Annotated in this window: 18 protein-coding genes; 5 read left to right on the top strand and 13 right to left on the bottom strand. The window is 53.6% G+C overall.

Going from position 1 to position 20,972, the window contains the following annotated elements; all coding sequences use genetic code 11:
* Positions 1-77: 77 nt before the first annotated feature.
* Both MHH28_RS27335 and MHH28_RS27330 read right to left on the bottom strand, forming a co-directional pair.
* Complete coding sequence (locus tag MHH28_RS27335; RefSeq protein ID WP_405107474.1) at positions 78-770, bottom strand: hypothetical protein; 693 nt, start codon at positions 768-770, stop codon at positions 78-80.
* 108 nt (positions 771-878) lie between these two features.
* Positions 879-1,568 (bottom strand): YjjG family noncanonical pyrimidine nucleotidase, encoded by a 690-nt coding sequence (locus MHH28_RS27330; protein ID WP_405117269.1) that lies wholly within the window; start codon positions 1,566-1,568, stop codon positions 879-881.
* A 94-nt stretch (positions 1,569-1,662) separates the two neighbouring features.
* On the opposite strand from MHH28_RS27330, the gene MHH28_RS27325 reads away from it, so the two are divergent.
* The gene (locus tag MHH28_RS27325) at positions 1,663-2,622 is read left to right on the top strand and encodes an MraY family glycosyltransferase (RefSeq protein ID WP_405117268.1); all 960 of its coding nucleotides are present in this window, start codon (positions 1,663-1,665) and stop codon (positions 2,620-2,622) included.
* Positions 2,623-3,454: 832 nt separating this feature from the next.
* Here MHH28_RS27325 and MHH28_RS27320 read toward each other — a convergent pair.
* From MHH28_RS27320 to MHH28_RS27300, 5 genes are all read right to left on the bottom strand, one after another.
* Positions 3,455-3,976 carry a mismatch-specific DNA-glycosylase gene (locus MHH28_RS27320; RefSeq protein ID WP_405107471.1) on the bottom strand — a complete coding sequence of 174 codons (522 nt, stop codon included), beginning with the start codon at positions 3,974-3,976 and terminating at the stop codon, positions 3,455-3,457.
* Positions 3,977-4,149: 173 nt separating this feature from the next.
* The gene (locus MHH28_RS27315) at positions 4,150-6,180 is read right to left on the bottom strand and encodes a hypothetical protein (protein ID WP_405107468.1); all 2,031 of its coding nucleotides are present in this window, start codon (positions 6,178-6,180) and stop codon (positions 4,150-4,152) included.
* On the bottom strand, positions 6,134-7,036 hold the full coding sequence (locus tag MHH28_RS27310) for an ABC transporter ATP-binding protein (RefSeq protein ID WP_405107465.1): 903 nt from the start codon (positions 7,034-7,036) through the stop codon (positions 6,134-6,136). Before MHH28_RS27310 ends, MHH28_RS27315 begins: the two co-directional genes overlap by 47 nt.
* Complete coding sequence (locus MHH28_RS27305) at positions 7,029-7,418, bottom strand: GntR family transcriptional regulator (RefSeq protein ID WP_405107462.1); 390 nt, start codon at positions 7,416-7,418, stop codon at positions 7,029-7,031. Before MHH28_RS27305 ends, MHH28_RS27310 begins: the two co-directional genes overlap by 8 nt.
* 185 nt (positions 7,419-7,603) lie before the next feature.
* Positions 7,604-8,719 (bottom strand): polysaccharide deacetylase family protein, encoded by a 1,116-nt coding sequence (locus tag MHH28_RS27300; RefSeq protein ID WP_405107459.1) that lies wholly within the window; start codon positions 8,717-8,719, stop codon positions 7,604-7,606.
* A gap of 529 nt (positions 8,720-9,248) precedes the next feature.
* On the opposite strand from MHH28_RS27300, the gene qoxA reads away from it, so the two are divergent.
* Genes qoxA through qoxD form a run of 4 tightly spaced genes read left to right on the top strand, consistent with a single transcriptional unit; the run spans position 9,249 to position 13,147 of the window.
* Positions 9,249-10,265: a cytochrome aa3 quinol oxidase subunit II gene (gene qoxA, locus MHH28_RS27295; RefSeq protein WP_405107456.1), complete on the top strand. Its 1,017-nt coding sequence runs from the start codon at positions 9,249-9,251 to the stop codon at positions 10,263-10,265.
* Positions 10,266-10,309: 44 nt separating this feature from the next.
* Positions 10,310-12,259, top strand: coding sequence for a cytochrome aa3 quinol oxidase subunit I (qoxB, locus tag MHH28_RS27290; RefSeq protein WP_076157033.1), 1,950 nt, complete (start codon positions 10,310-10,312; stop codon positions 12,257-12,259).
* Entirely contained in the window at positions 12,256-12,852 is a 597-nt protein-coding gene (locus tag MHH28_RS27285) for a cytochrome (ubi)quinol oxidase subunit III (protein ID WP_405107452.1), read from the top strand. Before qoxB ends, MHH28_RS27285 begins: the two co-directional genes overlap by 4 nt.
* 1 nt (position 12,853) lies before the next feature.
* Positions 12,854-13,147 (top strand): cytochrome aa3 quinol oxidase subunit IV, encoded by a 294-nt coding sequence (gene qoxD / locus MHH28_RS27280; protein WP_405107449.1) that lies wholly within the window; start codon positions 12,854-12,856, stop codon positions 13,145-13,147.
* A gap of 202 nt (positions 13,148-13,349) precedes the next feature.
* Here qoxD and MHH28_RS27275 read toward each other — a convergent pair whose 3' ends face one another.
* The 6 genes from MHH28_RS27275 to MHH28_RS27250 form a co-directional block, all read right to left on the bottom strand.
* Positions 13,350-14,480, bottom strand: a complete 1,131-nt coding sequence (locus MHH28_RS27275) for a TolB family protein (RefSeq protein ID WP_405107446.1) — start codon at positions 14,478-14,480, stop codon at positions 13,350-13,352.
* 226 nt (positions 14,481-14,706) lie between these two features.
* Positions 14,707-16,416: a methyl-accepting chemotaxis protein gene (locus tag MHH28_RS27270; protein WP_405107443.1), complete on the bottom strand. Its 1,710-nt coding sequence runs from the start codon at positions 16,414-16,416 to the stop codon at positions 14,707-14,709.
* Positions 16,417-16,607: 191 nt separating this feature from the next.
* Positions 16,608-17,294, bottom strand: coding sequence for an ECF transporter S component (locus tag MHH28_RS27265; protein WP_405107441.1), 687 nt, complete (start codon positions 17,292-17,294; stop codon positions 16,608-16,610).
* Positions 17,267-18,991, bottom strand: coding sequence for an ABC transporter ATP-binding protein (locus MHH28_RS27260; RefSeq protein WP_405107438.1), 1,725 nt, complete (start codon positions 18,989-18,991; stop codon positions 17,267-17,269). The genes MHH28_RS27265 and MHH28_RS27260 overlap by 28 nt, the downstream gene beginning before the upstream one ends.
* Positions 18,907-19,851: an energy-coupling factor transporter transmembrane component T gene (locus MHH28_RS27255; RefSeq protein WP_405107435.1), complete on the bottom strand. Its 945-nt coding sequence runs from the start codon at positions 19,849-19,851 to the stop codon at positions 18,907-18,909. Before MHH28_RS27255 ends, MHH28_RS27260 begins: the two co-directional genes overlap by 85 nt.
* A complete protein-coding gene (locus MHH28_RS27250) occupies positions 19,848-20,756 on the bottom strand; it encodes a DUF4430 domain-containing protein (protein ID WP_405107432.1) in 909 nt (302 codons plus the stop codon). Before MHH28_RS27250 ends, MHH28_RS27255 begins: the two co-directional genes overlap by 4 nt.
* Positions 20,757-20,972 lie beyond the last annotated feature (216 nt).

The raw sequence follows: 20,972 nt of genomic DNA, 5'->3' as shown, positions 1-20,972 counted from the left end.
CGGCTGACTTGCAAGCCGGAGTTTTTATGTTTGGCCAAGCCTGCATAGCAGCTTAACTCTTACCTTACAGGCTCAGTTCAGCTCTCTGACCAGGTGATCGTGAAGAGATTGAAGCCGGGCCGGGTCGTGGAGGCTTTGCCTGTAATCGATACAGGGCTTGTCCCGCCGAGTTTGCCGGAAATTTTGACATTGCTGGCCGATACTGACTCCGAGGGATTATCCAGAGTTTTAATCCGCGCATATTCACTGTACACGAAGCCCATGGTCTCCAGTGTCTCCTGTGTTGAATAGGTGAACGCTACCTTCTTGAGGCCGTTAGCATCCGTATCGAGAGTGATCGCAATCATGGCATCCTGGGGAATCGGAAAATCCTTCGGCAGATTAACCGGCCTAGCCGTTCCCTCTACTACAGGAGCAGGAGTTGTATTCCCCCCGCCGGTGGAGGTTCCCGGAGCAGGCGTAGGGGCAGGAATATCCGCACTGCCTGCACCGATTCTCACTTTATAGTTGACCGAGTCATAATTGATAGGCACCTTCAGCACCGTGGCGATCGACTGGACCGGCAGGTAGGTGAGACCTTCGTACGTGATCGGCGTCAGGGTTTTGCCGTTGCCGTCCTTCATCCAAAAAGGAGTGCCATCCACCACAATACCCAGACTGTGGTTCAGATAAGCCTTAATCTGCTGCAGCTTGGTGCCCGCATATACCCCTGCCGAGCCTGTTACGGTCATGCCGGTGACAACCGCGGCAATCAGCCATTTTTTCTTCATGTAATATCCTCTCCCGTATGTTGTTATTAAAAAAGTAGAAACGTAGCGTCCCTATATATTAAACCCAGAAGTGAAACTTTCAACCTGCCCGCCTTCATTCAGGCCCGTTCAAGCGCGGTTCACTATCTCCACCAGTTCGTCCAGACTGCGGATTTCGTAGGTAGGCGATATTTCAGGATCACCGGGCTTGCCCAGCGGATTGAACCAGCAGGTATCGATGCCGTAGTTGTTCCCGCCCCGGATATCCGAGGTCAGCGAATCCCCGACGATCAGCACCCGGCGTCTATCCGAGAGGTTAAGCTTCGCAAAAGCATAATCAAAGATCCCGGTCTCCGGCTTCTGGTAGCCCGTCTCCTCCGATACAATAACCGCCTCGAATACCTCGCTGAGCGGGGAGCCCTTAATCCGGGCATGCTGCACATCACTTATTCCGTTCGTAATCACAGCCAGCCTGCACCCGGCAAGCTCGCCGCAGAGCTCGGCTGCACCCTGAATCAGGAAGGTCCCCTCCCCCAGAAAGCGCAGATACGCTTCACTGAATTCCTCCGGCTTGAACGTGAGCTGCCGGGCGGCAAACAGCCGGTTGAACCGTTCCACCCGCAGGGCGGCAGAGGTGATTTTTCCCTGCTCGAAATCCTTCCATAAGGCATGGTTGATCTCCTGGTAGCTGGCGGCATACTCCTGCGCGCCTGTCGGCAGGCCGAAATGGGCGAAGGCATGGCTCAAGGCGTGGCTCTCAGCCATTCCATAATCAAACAGGGTATCATCGGCATCAAATAAGATACAATCGTATTTCATCATTTCCTCCATCTCGCTTATGTAGTTCGACAACATACATCCTTCTGCGATATAATCTGGGGTAGGGCTTAAAAAAATCAACGGGGTGATTGTCATTTTATACGGTTTAGCTTTTCTCGTGTCATTTTTTATCGTTTATCTGCTGATTCCTCCTCTGGGCAGGCTCGCTTTCCGGCTGGATTTCGTGGACAGGCCGAGGGAAGATGTTGAACGCAAGATCCATAGGGAGCCCATCCCGCTTACGGCTAGCTATGCCATATTCGTAGGTTTTTTCATTACATATCTGCTCTTCGCACGTGAATTCACCTTGGAGACACTTGCCCTGTTCATTGGCGGTGTGCTTCTGCTGACTATAGGAACCATCGATGACTGGTACAAAACCAAGGGCAAGGATTTCCCTGCACTGCCCAAATTCATCGTACAGATTGCCGCAGCCGTTCTGGTCTTCTTTTCCGGCAATGCGTTTACCGGCTTCATTAATCCGTTCTCAGGTGATTATATCTCACTGCCGTTTATTTTGCAGTTCCTGCTGACGATTATCTGGATCTTCGGCGTCACTACGGTCATTAATTTCTCTGACGGCATGGACGGTCTGGCTGGCGGACTGACGGCGATATCGGCAGTAACGCTGTTCGTTGTCGCGCTCACGATGGGCCAATCCACTTCAGCCTTCATGGCAATTTCGCTGATCGGGGTGACCCTGGCCTACTTGCGCTTCAACAAGGCTCCGGCCAAAATCTTCATGGGCGACGCCGGCGCCACCTTCCTCGGCTTCATTCTGGCTGTGATTGCGCTGGACGGCGCCTTCAAGCAGGCAACGGTGTTGTCGCTGTTCATTCCGATTCTCGCGCTGGGCGTACCGATCTTCGACAATATTTTTGTCGTCATCAGACGCTTCCTGAAGGGACAAGCCATCTATCAGGCTGACGCCACTCAGGTTCATTACCGCCTGCTCAAAGCCGGCCTGAACCAGAGACAGGTGGTTGGGGTGCTCTATCTGGTCAGCGTCTGCCTGTCCTTGTCCTCCATCATCCTGCTGCTGATCCAGACGTAATGAAGTTACTATGTATGACAAGGGCTGTTCCCACAAGTCATGAAATGGCTGCGGGGACAGCCTTTTTAGTTTGGCGCTGGGGTGGACGCCTTTTAGTTCAAGTAGGATCAACGCGGACGCTCGGGTGGACGCTCCGCGAACGGACCGTTGTTCCACATGAAATGGTTACTTAGGCTTTTACTTTTGAGCAGGATCAACGCGGGCACTTGGGTGAACGCTCCGCGAACGGACCGTTGTTACAAGCGCTGTTGTCTCCAGATTTTATTTATTTCCCTAATCGGTAAAAATCCGGAGACAAAGGCGAACGCTATCGCTTTTCCGCAGGTCGTTCCGTTCTCTCCGCTGTTTAAGCGGATGCGAAATATAACCACAACCCCCGCCCTACACACACCCTTTCGTCCTCGCGTCAGCTCATGCGTTAGGTTTTTCGCATACATTCGGACCACGTACCTTCTCCAGCAAATGTATGCTGTTTTTCGCATACATTCAGGCCACACGCCTTCGCGCCAGCACAATGTATGCTGTTTTCCGCATACATTCGGGTCACACGCCTGCACGCCAGCAAATGTATGCTGTTTTCCGCATACATTCGGGTCACACGCCTGCACGCTAGCAAATGTATGCTGTTTTCCGCATACATTGGGCCCTCTTCCCCTCGTACCTGCGCATTGTGTTCGGTTTTTCGCATACAGTTGGTCCACGTTCCGCCCGTCAGCATATTATATTCGGTTTTCGCATACATCGGCCTACACACCCTCGCGACTGAGCATTGTATTCGCTTTTTCGCATACATTCAGGCCGGTTACTCGTGAACCAGATCCCGGGCCTGGCCTTAAGGCTCCCGCTCCTGCGTGAAGTCACGCAATTGCGAGTAGATTCCGATGATCTCCGGCATCGGCATGCGGACCAGCCCGCTGGATGAAGGGGCGACGAACTCCCGGACGCCGTCCACCACGGGGGCGATGCCTTCCTGGAAGCCCCAGGCGGCTGTAGTCCTGCGGCTGAACTCTGTGTACACGCCCTTGCCGACAAAGCAGGCAATCTCCGGGCGGTATTCCTCCAGCTTGGCCCGCAGGAGCGCGCGGCCCTTGGCGTACTCCTCCCGGGTGATATCTTCAGCGCCTACGGTGGGGCGGGCAACGATGTTGGTGAATCCGTACCCCAGCTTTAACAGCTCCCCGTCCTCGGAGGCCTCATATAACCGCGGCGTCAGCCCGGACTTATGCAGTATGCGCCAGAAATTATTGCGCGGATTGGCATAGTGATGCCCCAATTCCCCGGAGCGAATGCTGGGGTTAAATCCGATGAAGACAATCTGGAGTCCGTGATCCAGATGATCCTGTACCTCTTCCATTTCTGTCCCTCCTTACATAGAACACATTATAATCAATATCCTTCACTTAATATAACCCATATTTAAGCGCTGCTTGTCCCCGGGGTATAACAGAGAAATGCCCCTGCACAGGAAATTCACCAGTGATCAGGGGCATAGATTGGACTGTTATTCACTTCAATAGGATAAGCAAACTATGGAAGAAGGGCCTTAAGTGCCGGCGTCATCTCTTGTTCGTCCAGTGAAACAAAATCATTATTTCCGCTCTTATATTCTATCAGCATTACATACCTTCCCTCTTGGCTGGTAAATTTACGCTGGTGCAGCAGAATATCATCCAAGAGGGTCTTGTCTGTAATGATAACGGAACGCTTCTCATCGCGCGCCAGTTGCAAACGGGAGTTCGCATTGTAAAGCTGCCGGGAGGGGATAGCACTATGATGGATATCTCTAAACATCTCAGCGGATACCACGTCCTTTGCTGTAACTTTGAGCTTATCCGCATAGCCCTTCTGTTCCAACCAGGCGGTCATTTCCTTGTAGGAAGGATTCCAGTTATACGTATAGGAGTTCTGCGGGAACTGCGATGAATCCGGTTTATAGACGATTTGAATGGATGCCTTCTCCCGTTGATCAGAGATCTCATCCTCAAAGGATTTATTAAGAATCTCCCGTTTCAGAAGCGCCGTGAATTCCAGTACTTCCTGCGGGTCGGAAATGACGACTGTCTTGTTCCTGTGATTCAGCCTGAAGCTCTCAATGTTCTCATTCATCCGGTTGATCAGATACCTGTCACGCTTGTATTCCTCATGCTCCATGACCGCTTTCAGCTCCGGCTCGTAGCCCAATATAGGAACATTGTAGGTCCGCAATAGCTTCCGCCCGCTCTCCAGCCGGTACACCAGTGTAAAATTCCGGGTCTTAGAATACTCACTCCAAGGACCCTTCTTCTGGTCCGGCTTAGCTATGACTATTGCACGATGTAGCGCAGTTACCGCTTCAATATATTTCGGGTCCTTGGAGTAGATATCAGCCTCTTCCGCAGGTGTAATGTTCTGAGCGCCGTACGGGCGTTGCATCAGGTCTTCATAATTGCCACCGGCGAATACAGCAGTTACCTTATCACTCGCCGGAACCCGGGTCTCATATCCGGTCAAGCCCGATACAGGAACATAGATCAGCAATCCAAGCAGGATACTGTATACTGTCAATTCAAGCGGCAGCTTGCGGTTCAGAATATGCCAGGTTTTGCGGAGAACCATCTCTACTATGATGTAGCCGATAATTCCTCCGGCAATGACACTGCCGATGATCCAGCCCGTTCCCTGCTTGATACTTCCGAAGTAGCTGAGCGCAAGCAGCATGCTGCAGAGCATTACCCCGGCTTTGAACAGCGGATCGAAATAGGTGAAGGCCATCGCATGGCTCGCCTTCTCACTGTGGCGCTTACGGTACAGCACGAAGGACAGCGATACGAAGGCAGCGGTCAGGAGAGCATAGACCCACAGCTCAGTATGGCTAAAAGGCTTGTAGGACATATCTACAATCCGCAGCATCGGCGCCCAATCCGTCGTATCTGTCCGTGAACCCATTCTATCCGGGTACCCGTACAAATATCTGCTCAGATGCATATCGATAAATGTCAGGATTGCCGCCGGGAGAACCAGCAAAATGATAATCACCACACCCTGCAGGACGGTCTGCCCCACACATATGCCCACAAAAACAGTGAAGGCAAACAAGAACAGGGTCAGCACAGTAAGGGTCAGGCACCACTGCCAGACCTCCGCTCCGTGATAGATATACATATTGCCCTCCAGCGGGCGGACCAGCATCGTAACCACACTTGTAATCCAGATGGGCGGCAGCAGCAGAAGCAGACCGCTCAGCATATAGGAAGACAGCAGATGCGAGCGGCGCAGCGGGAGGCTGTGCATCAGATCGGAGGAGCCTCTGGACTGCAGGTAACGGGATAGGAACAATCCGGTGATGATCGGAAAAGGAATAACAATTACAGCAATGTCCATGCCAAGATCGAATAGTCCCTCTAATACGACAGGCTCCCTTAGCCCTTCTCCGTTAATGAACAGTTGCAGCGAGAGTATGAATAAGAGCGCAAGTGTGTACAAAATTCCTATCCAGCCATACTGGCGCAGGTTCTGGCGGATAATGCTGCTGTTACAGAATAATCGGCTGCGCGTCATAACCGGCATCCCCCATTTCATAAATAAAGATTTCCTCCAGCGTCAGCGGAAGCAGGTCATACACATACGGGTCATAGACATGAAAAGCCTGACTGATCCGCTCCCGCTCTCCTTTTACAATGTACAGGCTCACGCTTCCCCGCTGCTCCTGATGGAGAATCTGCAGCTTGGATTCCAGCGCCGCCGCATGACGCACGTCACGGAAAGCGACCTGAATCTTGTGCGTGTCGGCCTTCAGATCGTCCAGATCCTTCTCCACCAGCATCCGGCCCTCATGCATAATGCCAACATGGTCGCACAGATCCTCAATCTCGCGCAGATTATGCGAAGAGATCAGCACGGTAAGCTCGCGCTCGGCGACTTCCTGGAACAGCAGATTCTTGATCTGGCGGCGCATCACCGGGTCCAGGCCGTCGATCGGCTCGTCCATAATCAGCGCATCCGGCTTGCAGCTAAGCGCCAGCAGGAAGGCGGCCTGCCGCTGCATCCCTTTGGAGAAGCGGCTGAGTCTGCGCCGGGGATCGAGCCGGAACACTGTAACCAGCTCCTCGTATCTTTTTTGACTCCACCCTGTATAGATTGAGCGGTAGAATTCCGCCATACTTTTCATTGTAGCCTGCGGGAAGAAGTACGGGCTGTCCGGCATGAAGAACAGACTTCGCTTGACCTCCGGTGATTCATAGACGGGCTGCCCGCCTACCTTGACATTCCCGTTATCTGGACGATAGATGCCCGCAAGCATCTTAAGAAGCGTGGTTTTGCCTGCCCCGTTAGATCCCAGCAATCCGTAGATAGCCCCTTTGGGTACCGTCAGCGAGAGGCCGTTCACAGCCTTTTCCTCCTGAAAAATCTTGCTCACTCCGCGTATCTCAATCATGGCTGCTCTCCTCTCTTCTCATATCCAGCGCCTGGCGGTACAAGGAACTGATCTCCGTCTCCGTGAACCCAAGGTAGACTGCTTCTGCCATCAGCCGCAGCAGTTCTTCCTTCAGCTCTGCCCGTTTGCTCTCACTCTGCCCCTGCTGCAGCGCGGCTATGAAGTTGCCCTTGCCCTGCAGTGAATAGATATACCCCTCACGCTCAAGCTCCCGGTAGGCTTTCTGGATCGTATTGGGATTGACTGTAAGCTGCGAGGATAACGCCCGCACCGAAGGCAGCTGTTCATCCGCCCGCAGAATACCATGCATAATCAACTCTTTCACCTTGTCGGTCAGCTGCTCATAGATCGGCTTGCGGCTGCGTACATCCAACTCGAACATGACAGTCCTCCTTTCATCTGATACTCCGGCTGCAGTATCATAGTGTATTAACTGTACTACTATTATTAATACAGCTGAAGATTAATGTCAATCATTAACTTTTTAAGTTATTTCGATTCAGCGCAAAAAAAGAGCAAGACCGCAGGGTAGCCCGCAGCTTGCTCTTCTCTATTAACTCTTACGAATCAGCGTTTATCCTTCCAGAAATTAAGCGGCTCCATATCCTTCGTAATGAGCTTGAAGGTATAGCCATCCTTCTTCAGCTTCTCCAGAATACGCGGCAGCACCTTGAGTGTTGCCTTCTGATCATGCATCAGAATGACCGGATTGGTCTTGGACGCCTTCAACTTGTTCACCTGATCCATTACGGTGTTATAGATTCTGTCGCTGTTCTGTTTGTATTTCCAGTCATAGGAATCCACATTCCAGTCCCAGAGATGATACCCCTGAGTCAGGACCTTATCGCGGAAGGACTTGGTGAAATAGGGCTTGCTTCCGTAGGGTGTACGGATCAGGCTGGTGCTGACCCCTGTCAGCTTCTTCAGTGTCGCATTTGCCGCTGACATCTCGGCAAGCGCCGCTGAAGGGGAGGCGTAGAACTTCTCCTGCCGGTGAGTCACACCATGCAGCGCTAAGCCTTGGCCTTCCTTCGCAGTCCGCTTCACCTGGGCGGGGTGCTGGTTCATGTTGTTCCCCAGCATGAAGAAGGTCGCCTGTACATCATATTTGCCCAGGATATCCAGCAGCTGGCCAGTTGTAGCTGACGGGCCATCGTCAAAGGTCAGGTATACGGTCCGGCCAGGCTTGCCCGGCTCAGCGGGCTGAACCGGAGTGACTGGAGTCACTGGAGCCTTCGGCTTCAGCTCAGCGGCATATTTATCGGTAAACGCCGCATCGGTAAGCTGCGCCGAGCCGTCCTTCACACGGAGTAAATATTTATCTCCTGCATAGGAAATGCTATACCCGAGGTAGCCGCTGACTTTCAGCGGAGCCATGAGTTTGCCGTCCTGCAGGAAAGTACTCATTGGCACAGTCTGGCCGTCCTTCAGCACCGCGCCTCCATCCTTGCTGAGAAGGGTCAGCGAACCGGTTCCGCCGGATATGTGAATGCCTTCCTTGAGTCCGGTGAGGGTCCATTTCAGTTCATCCGCCAGCGAGCGCAGCGGTACATAATAGGTACCTTTTACGGATACAGCTTCAATCGCACTTAATTTATCGTTGACTCCGAGTTTAAGTGTAGTGCTAGTAGCTTTGGCGTTAGCCGGGACCTGCACAAGCCCCATCATTAGGAATAAAGACATGAATAAAAGCAGAGTTTTCTTGATACGCACAGCAGCAGTCTCCAATCTATGTATATTTGTCTATCACTTTATCACATAACCTTTTAACGTAATTTGAGAGATTGTAACCGCAAGCTAAGAAATTGTTACTCTTATGCAATGATAAATGAAGTTGCGCCAGTATTTTCAGAAAGAACGCAATAAACGTCGAATGCTGTCACACCAGGCGTTGGGCGGTTAAATTAGCGGTTTTTGGCGCAGAATAATTGTGACAAAATTAATAACAATATCGGAATTATGAACAAAAATTGAACAACCTTAAAATTAGCTAAAGGGCGCCACTACAGTGATCTTTATCATACTCTTAGACAGCTGTAACAATTTGATCACACATATTTAACTTGTTCGCCATTTTTAAGGTCTATTTTATATGTTTATACAAAATATGTATTTTGCATTATGGGTAAGTAGTTCTTACTATAGATACAGATCAATGTACTCCCGTTAATGAACGGCGAATGAAAAGTAGTATTGAAGGAAGGAGTTCTATATGAAGAAAAAGGGACCGTTATACGCTTTGTTTCTAAGCCTGATCCTTCTCCTGCCGGGATGCAGCTCAATCGCTGTTCTGAACCCGAAGGGGCCGTCTGCAAGGACGTTATCTGACACCATCTTGCTCTCTATTCTTGTTATGCTCGGGGTTCTGGCTGTTGTCTACATTCTGTATATCTTTGTACTGGTGAAATATCGTGCGAAGAAGAGTAATGAGGGCTACATCCCTGAACATGAGGAAGGCAACAAGGTACTGGAGGCCATCTGGATTATCATCCCGATTATTATCGTAGCCTTCCTGTCCGTTGTAACTGTCAAAACAACCACTGAAGTGGAAAATGTGGCTGCGGACTATAAAGATCAGACTCCGCTGGTCATCTATGCCTCCTCTTCCAACTGGAAATGGCATTTCAGCTACCCTGAGGAAGGCATCGAGACGGTGAACTACGTGAATATGCCGGTGCATCGTGCGGTAGAATTCAGAATGTACTCATTCGGCACCATTACCAGTCTGTGGATTCCACAGCTTGCTGGTCAAAAGTACGCCATGAGCGACATGCTGACAACGCTTCATCTCTCCGCTGATACGGAAGGCTCTTATATCGGAAAGAATGCCAACTTCAGCGGTAAAGGCTTCGCCCACATGGAATTCGAAGCGCTTGTTCTCAGTAATAAGGGTTATGAGGACTGGGTGAAGGAAGTGAAGGAAACTGCACCTAAGCTGACTGAGGAAGAATTCAAGGGCCTGCTGGCCACGGACTACCTCGGACGCAAAACCTATTCCTCCACCCATCTGGAGTTCAGCCCGCCTCCTGGAGACCACGGCGAGCATATGAGCGGCGGCGGCAAGGAGATGGATATGGACAACGGCAATCCGGAGCATCAGGATAACAAGGAAATCCATCCGTCTCCCGAGCCGTCCAGCGGAACGGAATTCGACAGCAAGCCTGATCCGGAAGTCGATCAGCCGCTGCCAAGCTCCCCTGTGGATGAAAGCACACATGAAGGACACTAGCTCTCTGAAGAGCTTAATGCAACACACTGAAAGGAGCTACCCTAATGGATTTGGACAAATTTAAGGTTCACGGCGAACCCTTGATATACGGGGCCATGATCAGTATCGCGCTGGCAACCATCGGGATTCTCGTAGGGCTTACCTATTTCAAGAAATGGGGATACCTGTGGCGTGAATGGCTGACCACCGTTGACCACAAAAAAATCGGGATCATGTACATCCTCGCGGCGCTGCTGATGTTGTTCCGCGGCGGTGTAGATGCGATGATGATGCGTCTGCAGACGGCTGCGCCGGAAATGAAATTCCTCGATGCGCAGCATTACAATGAGGTATTCACTACACACGGTCTGATCATGATTCTGTTCATGGCCATGCCGTTCATCATCGGTCTGATGAATGTCATTATTCCGCTGCAGATCGGGGCACGTGACGTCGCCTTCCCGCGGCTGAACGCCGTCAGCTTCTGGCTCTTCTTCATGGGTGCCATGCTGCTGAACATTTCCTTCGTCATCGGCGGTTCACCGGATGCGGGCTGGTCCGCTTACTTCCCGCTGGCAAGCCTTGAGTTCAGCCCGACCGTAGGTAACAACTACTACTCTCTGGCCTTGCAGATATCCGGTATCGGTACGCTGATCACCGGGGTTAACTTTATCGTAACGATTCTCAAGATGCGCGCACCAGGCATGACGCTGATGAAGATGCCAATGTTCACCTGGTCCGTACTGATCACCAACGTCATCATTGTCTTCGCCTTCCCGGTACTTACCGTAGCACTGGCGATGATGATGTTCGACCGCCTGTTCGGCTCCCAGTTCTTCACGATGGCCAACGGCGGGATGGATATGCTCTGGGCCAACCTGTTCTGGGTCTGGGGACATCCGGAGGTCTATATCGTTATACTGCCGGCCTTCGGGATATACAGCGAGATTATCGCCACGTTCTCGAAGAAGAACCTGTACGGCTATACCTCCATGGTATTCAGTATGCTGATCATCTCGCTCCTGTCCTTCCTCGTATGGGCGCACCATTTCTATACGATGGGTCAAGGTGCTATGGTCAACAGCTTCTTCTCGATCACAACGATGGCCATAGCGGTACCTACCGGGGTCAAAATATTCAACTGGCTATTCACCCTGCGAAAGGGCAGGATTACCTTCACGACACCGATGCTCTATACGCTCGCCTTTATCCCGATCTTCACGATCGGCGGGGTAACGGGCGTCATGTTGGCGATGGCCAGCGCCGATTACCAGTACCACAACACAATGTTCCTGGTTGCGCATTTCCACTATGTGCTGATTCCGGGTGCCGTATTCGCCGTCATCGCCGGGTTCCACTATTGGTTCCCTAAAGTGTTCGGCTTCCGCCTGAACGAACGGCTGGGCAAGCATGCCTTCTGGTGGATCATCATTTCCTTTAACGTAACCTTCTTCCCGCTGTTCTTCCTGGGTCTCATGGGAATGACGCGGCGTATGTATACGTACTCTGAGGAATCAGGCTTCGGTCCGCTCAATATGCTGAGCTTCGTCGGGGCTGTCGGGCTCGCCATCGGCTTCGTGATCCTGGTCTACAATATCTACTGGAGTACACGTTACATGCCGAGAGATACGACCAACGACCCTTGGGATGGCCGGACGCTCGAATGGGCTACACACAGCCCGATCCCGCTCTACAACTTTGCGATTGTGCCTAAGGTAGAGACTCGCGATGCTCTATGGTCTGCGAAGCACGAGAATATTCCGCTGTATACAGACACCAAATACACCAAGATTCATATGCCAAGCAATACCGGCAAACCGTTCATATTGGGTGTAGTCTTCTTCTTCCTAGGCTTCTTCCTGGTCTTCAGCATGTGGATTCCGGCGATCGTCTCGGGGATTGGAATTCTGGTCGTGCTGGCCTTCATGTCCTTCGATAAGGACCAGGGCTACTACATTCCTGTAGAAGAGATTGCAGCTACCGAAAAGAAACTGATGCGGGGTGAGACTGTATGAAAATAGATGCGTCCAAGCCGCTCGAATATTCAACGGAAGAGAACAGTAACAAGATCTTCGGCTTCTGGGTCTTTCTCGGAGCCGAGATCCCTCTCTTCGCTACGCTGTTCACTGTATATTTCGTAATGGTTAACCGCTTCGCCAGCGGGCCGAGCGGCAGCGAGCTGTTCGAGATCGGCCCGGTGCTGATGGAGACCTTCCTGCTGCTGTCGAGTTCCTTCACCATCGGTCTGGCCGTCCATGCCATGCGGCTTGGCTACAAGAAAGCAATGATGGTCTTCATGGCGATTACGCTGGTGATGGGTCTTGCTTTTGTCGGCATCGAAATCGATGAGTTCTTCACTTATGTGCATGAAGGAGCTACTCTGCAGACCAGCGGCTTCCTCTCCAGTCTGTTCATCTTGCTGGGAACGCATGGTCTTCACGTCAGCTTCGGTCTGCTGTGGGGAATCGGCATTATGATTCAGCTGTGGAAGCGCGGCATTACGCCCGCTACCGCCAACAAAACGTTCATCTTCTCCTTGTTCTGGCACTTCTTAGACGTCGTCTGGATCTTTATCTTCAGCTTCGTCTATCTGAAAGGACTGATGTGATATGATGAAGCAACTATTCCCAATTAAGCATGTGATGGGTTATGTAGCCTCTCTGGTCCTCTCTGCCGCTGCACTGATTGTAATTTACGGAGATCTATCCTCCACTGCCAATATGGTTGTGCTGCTAATCACAGCGCTGATCCAGGCTTCCTTGCAGCTGTTTGTGTTCATGCACATCGGAGAATCGGCCGATTCCAAGAAAGAACTGTATATCAACATCGCATACGCCATGTTCGTGGCTCTGGTCACGATCTTCGGCACCCTGTTCATCTTCGTATGGGGCTGGTATGCTTAGCATGTAAGAAGCAGAGGGGCGTTATGCTCCTTCTAGTAATCTATAATAAAAGCGGTCCGTATCCGGTAGATTTACCGGTACGGACCGCTTTTTTTTGAATTCAGCATTGTGATGTAGTCGTAACTGCAGGGAATGTTTGAACTTCCCCTCCGTCACTTCCACCCTGGCATGGTCTGTTCAAGTTCAAAATCTACAAGAGCTTTTAATATTTTAACTGCACTATACTGCTGCTGCTGCCGCTGTCATCTCGCTCCGTATAAGCGAGCTGCTTGCCCGAGGGGCTCCATGAGGTGGTCATCGTCCCGTTGCTCTCCGCAATCTGGACCGACTTGTCAGAGGAGAGATCGTAGACATATAAGGTATTCTTCGTTGTACCATTGTCTTCAATAGCTACACTATAGGCAATCAGCCGCTGATCTGGGGACCACGAGATCGCCCCAAGCTCGGCCCCTTCCACCAGGGTCCGCGGATTCTTACCGTCCGTGCCGCTGAGGAGCAGCGACTGGGTATTCTCCTTATATTGCAGGACCAGCATTTGTTCTTCATCCGGCGAAGGGATCACGTTGCCGGCAGGATCAATAGGCAAGGCAGCCTTCTCCTTGGTATTCAGGTCCAGGGTCTGCAAGGCATTGCTGGAATTAGAAGTATAGTAGATCTTATCCTTGATTTGTCTTACAACAATCAGGCCTTCCCCGTCCAGTCCCTCCACCGGAGCAATCTTCATGGAAGTAGTGGCTGTATAAGCACCGCCGCTGTACGCTGGACCCACTACCGTATCCTTATCCGCCCACTCGGCGCCCATGGCCCCACCAATGGTATCGCCCTTGATGGTGAAGGTCTTCTTGGACCCCAGGTCCATTACATTGTAGGCAGGATCACCCAGGGAGAATTCACTATAGAGCAGAAACAACTGATCGGCGGACAGCTTGGCATCCCCCAGCATCATTTTCTCCTTCTCTGCAATTAATTCGAATTCGCCCGTATCCAGATGGAAGAAATACAGGCTCTGCGGATAGGAACCCTTCAGCTCTCCCGAGTTGATCGGTCCCAGCTTATCGTTCGCCTTGGACAAGACAACCGTATTATCGTCCTTCCAGTCGGAGATTGCTATCTTCTCATATTGTTTAATTTCCCCTACTGTTACATCCGCAGCTTCAGCAGGTGCCGGTGTAACCTTCGGTCCTTCGGTCGGCTGGGCAGAAGCTTCTACGGGAGCCGCTGTTATCCCCGGACTGGGGCTGACCGCCGGAGCGCTGCCCTGATTCGAGCTACAAGCTGCAAGTGCCATTAACAAGGCTGGAGCTATTGCCAGCTTCCATGTTCGATTATTCATTACAGGATTATCCTCCTTAGGGTAATGCTAACTAATACCCGTATTTTGCCTCCGGGCTACATTAATGACGTTAACCGGATGGCATTTGTTGCATGTTGCTTAGTGTAGCAGCCCACACCCGCCGCTATACGCTCAAAAGCCCGGCTCAGCAGAAGATGCCCGGGAATCTCCTGGGTTCTCCGGCCGAATCGGGCCAGGGTGGTGACGATTATAGCTGTTATAGCTGTTACAGCCGGAACCGGGCCAGATGCTTCTGCAGGTCTTCGGCAAGGGTAGCCAGGTACTGTGCGGAGGACGACATCTCTCCCATCGCAGTCAGCTGCTCCAGACTCGCTTCGCTGGTGCCCTGAACGTCTTCAGCACCTTTGCGCGAGATTTCATTCACCGTCGTCATCGACTTGGCTACTCCCTCCGATTCCTGCGCGACATGTCCGATGACCTCTGTAATCTGCTCTGTCTGCTCACTGGCGGCCTGAATGGAGGTCTGGATCGCCGTAAAGGCTGCCGACACCACTTCGCTCTGCGCTACGCCATGAGAGACAATCTCGGAGCCCTGCTCCATCGATTCAACGGCACTGGCGGTCTGCTGGCGGATATGGTTAATGATCTCGGTAATCCGCAGGGAGCTTGTTCCGGTAGCCTCCGCCAGCTTGCGGATCTCACCGGCAACAACTGCGAAGCCACGGCCATGCTCTCCCGCCCGGGCGGCTTCGATGGAAGCGTTAAGGGACAACAGATTGGTCTGTGTCGCTATCTCGTTAATGGTCGTAATGATCGTATTAATCTCTTCCGACAGGCTGCCCAGGTTGCCGACAATCTGCCGGCTCTCCGTGACGCTGGAGTCAATCTCCCGCATCTGGGCCAGAATCTGCTCTACGGCATCCACACCGCGTTCTGTGGAGGACGCGGCCTGCTCCATCAGGCGGGCCATTTCATTGCCGCTATGCCGGGCTTCGGCAATATCGTAGGACATCGTCCGCACAGACTGTGCAGTCAGTGCAATACTCTCCGCCTGCTCATCGAATCCGGCGGCGATCTCGCCCGAGGTCTCGGCGATCATCTGTGAGGCGTGTGCGGTCTGGTCGGCACTGGCACTCATCTGCTGGGAGGAGGCCGAGAGAATCTCGGCGCTCTCCGACACGCCTCGCATCATATTTTTCAAGCCGTCCAGCATGGTATTAAACGATGTATTGATCTGGCCAATCTCATCCCTGGACCGGTACGCGGCCGAGGCCGTCAGATCTCCCGCTTCCGCCCGCTTCATCAGCCCCTGCAATTCCTTCAGCGGTCTTGTAATCAGCCGTGTGATGATGATACTGAGGACAATACTGAGCAGCAAGGCCAGCGTAATCAGCACACTGCTCAGCGTAACGGAGCTCCTGGCACTCTCTACGGTCTGTGTATTATGGGCAGACGCATCCTGGATGAACAGCGCTGCGGTCTCTTCAAGCAGTCTGACCATTTTGTCACGCAGCTCGTTAAAGGTCCGGCCCGTATACACCTGGTACCCTTCATCGTTCAGATTGTTATCGGCCAGATGGATGATGTTATCCCGCTGTGAGCGGTAATCCGGCAGCAGCAGGGAATACTCGTTCACATACGCGGCAATCTTGTCATTGTTAAATTCAATCTTCTTCAGTTCGGCCATCAGCTCATTGTTCGTCTGGATGTTCTCCTGAATTCTAGCCTTAAGCTCCTGTTTCTTCGCGTCATCCGTAGTAATCAGATCCTCCAGCAGAAAAGACTCAATCGCCCGGTTATTCCCGCGGATCTCCGTTACGAAATAAATAGGCTGCAGATTCTGCCGGTAAGTCTCTTCGGACCTCTCAGCCATTCGGGTTGTCGTCAGGATACCTGTGGTTCCAATCCCGATCAGCAGAAGGATAACCACTGCGATCAGTACAATCATTTTATGCTTAATCTTCAGATGTCTCATTTCCTGTTATCCCGCCTTCTCGATATCTAGCTGTAACCTTAATTATCGGAGAATAACATTGAATTGTTGATGGCCCTTGTAAGAAATTTGTCGAAAAAAGAAGAAATTTATCGTTTTATATAAGTCGCACTTAAAATCCACTCTTGAAGCGCTGGCGGCACTACGTTGAACCCCTGGATGACCGCCGCCGTTCACTCTTGAAGCAGTCCGTACTTCTTGCGAAATCTCTGCAGCACCTTGGTCCACCCTCCGGCCAGCACAGCCAGGAAGAACACATTCGACAAGGCATGGGCCAGATCGAAATAAAAGCTTGCGGCGAACGTAACGGCAACCAGCCGCCAGCTAAAGGCATCCGGCAGACTGAGCAGGACCCAGATATTCATAATCCAGCCGAACAGGAAGCCCCAGATGAAGCCGAAGACCAGAAGTCCGGCCCGCCGGCTAAGCAGCCGGCTCCTCCGCAGCCACCCGGCTGTAAGTCCGGTCATGCCCCACGCGAACATCTGCCATGGCGTCCAGGGCCCCTGCCCGAAATACATATTGGAGACCAGTGCAGCGACGGCCCCGATGACGAAGCCCGCCTCTGCCCCGAAGACATAGGCCGAGAGGATGACCACTGCCGACACCGGCTTCACCCCCGGCAGCGCGGCAAAAGGAATCCGGCTGACCGCAGCGATCGCGGACAATACAGCCAGCAGCACCAGCTCACGGGACTGTAGCGGACGGCGCTCCAGACGGATGAACAGCGGCAGCAGGGCAGCCAGCAGCAATACCACACTCAGCAGCACATAATGCCGGTCGGTGAATGCTGCGGTAAGCGCAAGCCCGGCAATGAATAACCCCAGGGCTATCAGCAGCGGTAAGCGGAAGCGGGCCATGTACGAATCACATCCTCCATTGTCAATGCCTGCGGCAGCCAGTCCCGCACTATCCGGTTGACTGCCGTGGTATAGAAGTAATTGCTGCTGAAGAATTCAGCTGGTGTTCCCTCCGCCGTAATCCCCCCGTCAAACAAGAGTGCGCAGCGCGTAGCATGCTTAGCCGCGAACTCGACATCATGCGTCACGATAAGGATACTAATCCTCTGCATGCGCAATTGCTGAAGCAGGGCGGCCAGCCTGTCTTTGGCAGCCGGATCAAGCCCCTTGGTCGGCTCATCCAGCAGCAGAATATCCGGCTTCATCAGCAGCATCATGGCAAGAGCGGTCTGCTGCTGCTGGCCGCCGCTGAGGTCATGCGGATGACTCTGCAGCACCTCCCGGAGCTCGAACACTTCGAGCAAAGCTTCGATCCTGCTTGCTGCTGCCTCAGGAGATAACCCGGCGTAGCTTGCCATATGCTGCAGCTCCTCAGCCACCGTATCAAAGCTGAAATAGAGCAGCGGATTCTGCGCCAGCAGGCCGGTTGTCTTGCCCTTGGCCAGCTCAGTTTTGCCGCGCTGCGGCTTCATCAGCCCGTTCAGCACATGCAGCAGCGTGGACTTGCCCGCACCATTCCCGCCCATGACTGCCAGGAACTCCCCCTGCTTAAGTGTCAGCGAGAGCTTCTTCAGGACCTCCCGGCTCTCCTTCTCATAGCGGAAGCTCACTTCACGGCAGGTGAGCAGAGGCTCAGCTCCGGCAGCTTGGAGTCCTTCTGAGGAGGTCTTCACGGACGACACTCCGGCGGGCAATTCAGGTGAATCCGCCCCTGCGGCGGGACAGGAATCGGTCGCAGCGGCCGTAGACGCTTGCAAAGAATGCAGCCAGCGTCTGCCTTCGCGCACGGTCAGCGGAATATTCTCCGGCGCAGCCGAATGCGCTTCCGGCGACAGCGACAAATAGAGGCGCGAGGCGGCCGGCAGGTAACGCCCAGCCGGGCTCAGGGCTCCGCTGCCGGCCTGCCGGGCGAACAGGCGGGGGGCGGCATCCGCAAGCAGCCTGCCGCCTTCCAGCATCAGCACGCGGTCAGCCAGCGGCAGCACCTCCTCCAGCCTATGTTCGCTGATAATCACCGTGACCGCCATCTCCTCATTGAGCCGCTGCAGCGCCATAATGAATTCCCGCGCAGCAACCGGATCAAGCTGGGAGGTGGGTTCATCAAGCAGCAGCACTCTGGGCTGGAGCAGCAGCACCGAGGCCAGGTTCAGGAGCTGCTTTTGTCCGCCTGACAGCTCGTGGACCGGCCGGTAGAGCAGCGGCTCCAGCCCGAACAAGCCGCAGATCTCCGCCAGCCGGGTCCGCATGACAGCAGGCGGTATCCCCAGATTCTCCATGGAGAAAGCCAGCTCATGCCAGACCGTATCCATGACAATCTGTGCATCCGGGTTCTGGAAGACCATCCCGATCTCTCCCGCGGCCACCGCTGCCGGAAGCCCGGACAGAGGCTGCCCTTTGTAGGTTAAGCTTCCGCTGATCGAACCTACCGGGGCAAGCTCCCGCTTCAGATGGCGCAGCAGGGTGGTTTTGCCGCTGCCGGACGGTCCGCACAGTACGACGAATTCCCCCTCTTTTATGATGAACGATAGCTCATGGAGCGTGTCCCTGTCTTCTTCAGGGTATCGGAAGGATACGTGTTGTGCTTTGAGGATCTCCATAACCATTTCTCCTTTCCTTCCAGTCCCGCAGGAATCAGCACGAACAGGCAGAAGCTGCCGTACATTACGGCCTCCTGCCAGCCGAATTCCATTCGTCTCATCCGGGGATAGATCTCCAGCTTGCCGTAGCCCTGCACCCAGAACAGCAGTGTAACCACACCGCTAACGGTTAACAGCAGCATAACGAGCTTATCCTGCAGATCCGCCTTGTATATCGTATAGGTGCTGCGTCTGGTGCTGCCGTAACCGCGAGCTGTCATGGAATCCCCTGTCTGCAGGGCTTCCTCCAGCGACCAGGTCAGCAGCACTTTGAGCAGCGTCATGCCGTCTGTCATTCTTGTCTTAAGGCTTCCCGTGCCGGTATCCACCCCGCGCAGACGCTGGATCAGCGTAATCTGGCGCAGACGCCGCTGGAATAGCGGCACGAACCGGATGGCCATCAGCGTCAGCAGTGCCGTTCTCGGTGCAACCCCCGCGAATAAATACATGAATTTATCTGTAGTTACCGTGTAATTATAGGATACAAACCAGATAAAAATGGTAAGCAGCATGGTCATCATCATCAGTCCGTACAGTACAGCTTCCAGTGTAATGGGCTGATCCAGCCAGTAGAACAGAATATGCGCCCCTCTATGCGAGAACAGCGGGTTCAGCAAAGCCACCGAAGCTGCCATCAGCAGTATAAAAGGCAAGCCGCTCACAAGCAGCCGCCCTTGGCCCTGCAGCAGCAGAAGTGCCAGCAGTCCGGCTATCTCCGTAGCCAGAAATAACGGATGGAAGACCAGCAGTGCGAACAGCAGCAGTCCTGCATAATACAGCAGGGCTACTACAGGATGCATGGAACGGAAGCCGCTGCTCATGGCGCTTTGGCCCCCAGGTCTTTGCCGAGATCAAGCGTATACAGCCACTCGATGGTATCCCCCGGCTCTACAATCCAGCTGCCCGCAGCCTTGGATGGAAACTCTCCATTCACCTTATACATCCAGCCGCTCTCTGACCCGTGATCATTCTCGTACAAATTATCTATACCTTCCACATAAGCAAACGTCTTGCTGCCCTGATATTCCATCTGGATCTTCTGCCCCCGCGTAATCCGCTTCAGCAGCTCCAGCACACTCTCGCCCTTCACAAACTCATACGGGGCAGCGGCCAGAATCACACCATGCTCCTCATCTCCGGTAATGGAGAGGGTGACCACGTTGTCCGGCTTGGGTGTGGCCGCCGGATGCGGCTTGGCAGCAGGCGGCTTAGCTGTGGCCGCCGGAGACTGCGCGGCGGGCTTGCCCGTGCCCGCCGGGGGCTGCGTCGCGGCTGTGCCCGGCGACGCCGGGGCATGCGCGGCGGGCTTGCCCGTGCCCGCCGGAGGCTGCGTCGCGGCTGCGCCCGGCGACGCCGATGCACGCGCGGCGGGCTTGCCCGTGCCCGCCGGAGGCTGCGTCGCGGCTGCGCCTGGCGACGCCGGGGCATGCGCGGCGGGCTCGCTTGCGCCCGCCGGAGGCTGCGTCGCGGCTGCGCCTGGCGACGCCGGAGCTGCGATACCTTCCGCCGTGGCGGAAGGTATCGCAGTGCCCTCAGCGGCTCCCGGCTGCGGAGCCGCTTCGTCTCCAGGCCGCGGCGTCTGCGCGGCCTGGGTTCCGGCGGACGGCTGCGGGCCGCCGTCTGCCTGCTCCGGCTGCGAAGAAGAGCAGCCGGGGAGCAGCAATACCATCAGCAGGAGAAGCAGCGGAGCCAGCCTTCCCCGGCTTGTTTTGCATAGATTGAACATTACCTGCACACCTCCACAAAAAGGGAAAAGAACGGGGGCAGTCAGCCTGTTCCCCGTTCCTCCATACACCTAAGCTTACTTTTCAACACATATCTAAACGAATTTCAAGCAAATTCGCCCGTACAACGAGCCAAACAACGCATGGCAATCCTATACTCACAACTGCTCAGCCGAGCTGGTACGTTAGTTGGATTTTCTACACTTAATCATCCGTAT

It is taken from the genome of Paenibacillus sp. FSL K6-1217, from assembly GCF_045040735.1.
Classification (GTDB): Bacteria; Bacillota; Bacilli; order Paenibacillales; family Paenibacillaceae; genus Paenibacillus_AQ.
Note: the sequence above shows the minus strand (reverse complement) of the source record. Positions and strands in the feature narration are given on the sequence as shown.

Coding starts and splice junctions, on each gene's coding strand:
- MHH28_RS27260 (WP_405107438.1), bottom strand. CDS start 18,991: ATGGAGATCCTCAAAGCACAACACGTATCCTTCCGATACCCTGAAGAA.
- MHH28_RS27305 (WP_405107462.1), bottom strand. CDS start 7,418: ATGTTCGAGTTGGATGTACGCAGCCGCAAGCCGATCTATGAGCAGCTG.
- MHH28_RS27320 (WP_405107471.1), bottom strand. CDS start 3,976: ATGGAAGAGGTACAGGATCATCTGGATCACGGACTCCAGATTGTCTTC.
- qoxD (WP_405107449.1), top strand. CDS start 12,854: ATGATGAAGCAACTATTCCCAATTAAGCATGTGATGGGTTATGTAGCC.
- MHH28_RS27270 (WP_405107443.1), bottom strand. CDS start 16,416: ATGAGACATCTGAAGATTAAGCATAAAATGATTGTACTGATCGCAGTG.
- MHH28_RS27315 (WP_405107468.1), bottom strand. CDS start 6,180: ATGAAATGGGGGATGCCGGTTATGACGCGCAGCCGATTATTCTGTAAC.
- MHH28_RS27300 (WP_405107459.1), bottom strand. CDS start 8,719: ATGTCTTTATTCCTAATGATGGGGCTTGTGCAGGTCCCGGCTAACGCC.
- MHH28_RS27335 (WP_405107474.1), bottom strand. CDS start 770: ATGAAGAAAAAATGGCTGATTGCCGCGGTTGTCACCGGCATGACCGTA.
- MHH28_RS27330 (WP_405117269.1), bottom strand. CDS start 1,568: ATGAAATACGATTGTATCTTATTTGATGCCGATGATACCCTGTTTGAT.
- MHH28_RS27265 (WP_405107441.1), bottom strand. CDS start 17,294: ATGGCCCGCTTCCGCTTACCGCTGCTGATAGCCCTGGGGTTATTCATT.
- qoxA (WP_405107456.1), top strand. CDS start 9,249: ATGAAGAAAAAGGGACCGTTATACGCTTTGTTTCTAAGCCTGATCCTT.
- MHH28_RS27285 (WP_405107452.1), top strand. CDS start 12,256: ATGAAAATAGATGCGTCCAAGCCGCTCGAATATTCAACGGAAGAGAAC.
- MHH28_RS27250 (WP_405107432.1), bottom strand. CDS start 20,756: ATGTTCAATCTATGCAAAACAAGCCGGGGAAGGCTGGCTCCGCTGCTT.
- MHH28_RS27255 (WP_405107435.1), bottom strand. CDS start 19,851: ATGAGCAGCGGCTTCCGTTCCATGCATCCTGTAGTAGCCCTGCTGTAT.
- MHH28_RS27275 (WP_405107446.1), bottom strand. CDS start 14,480: ATGAATAATCGAACATGGAAGCTGGCAATAGCTCCAGCCTTGTTAATG.
- qoxB (WP_076157033.1), top strand. CDS start 10,310: ATGGATTTGGACAAATTTAAGGTTCACGGCGAACCCTTGATATACGGG.
- MHH28_RS27310 (WP_405107465.1), bottom strand. CDS start 7,036: ATGATTGAGATACGCGGAGTGAGCAAGATTTTTCAGGAGGAAAAGGCT.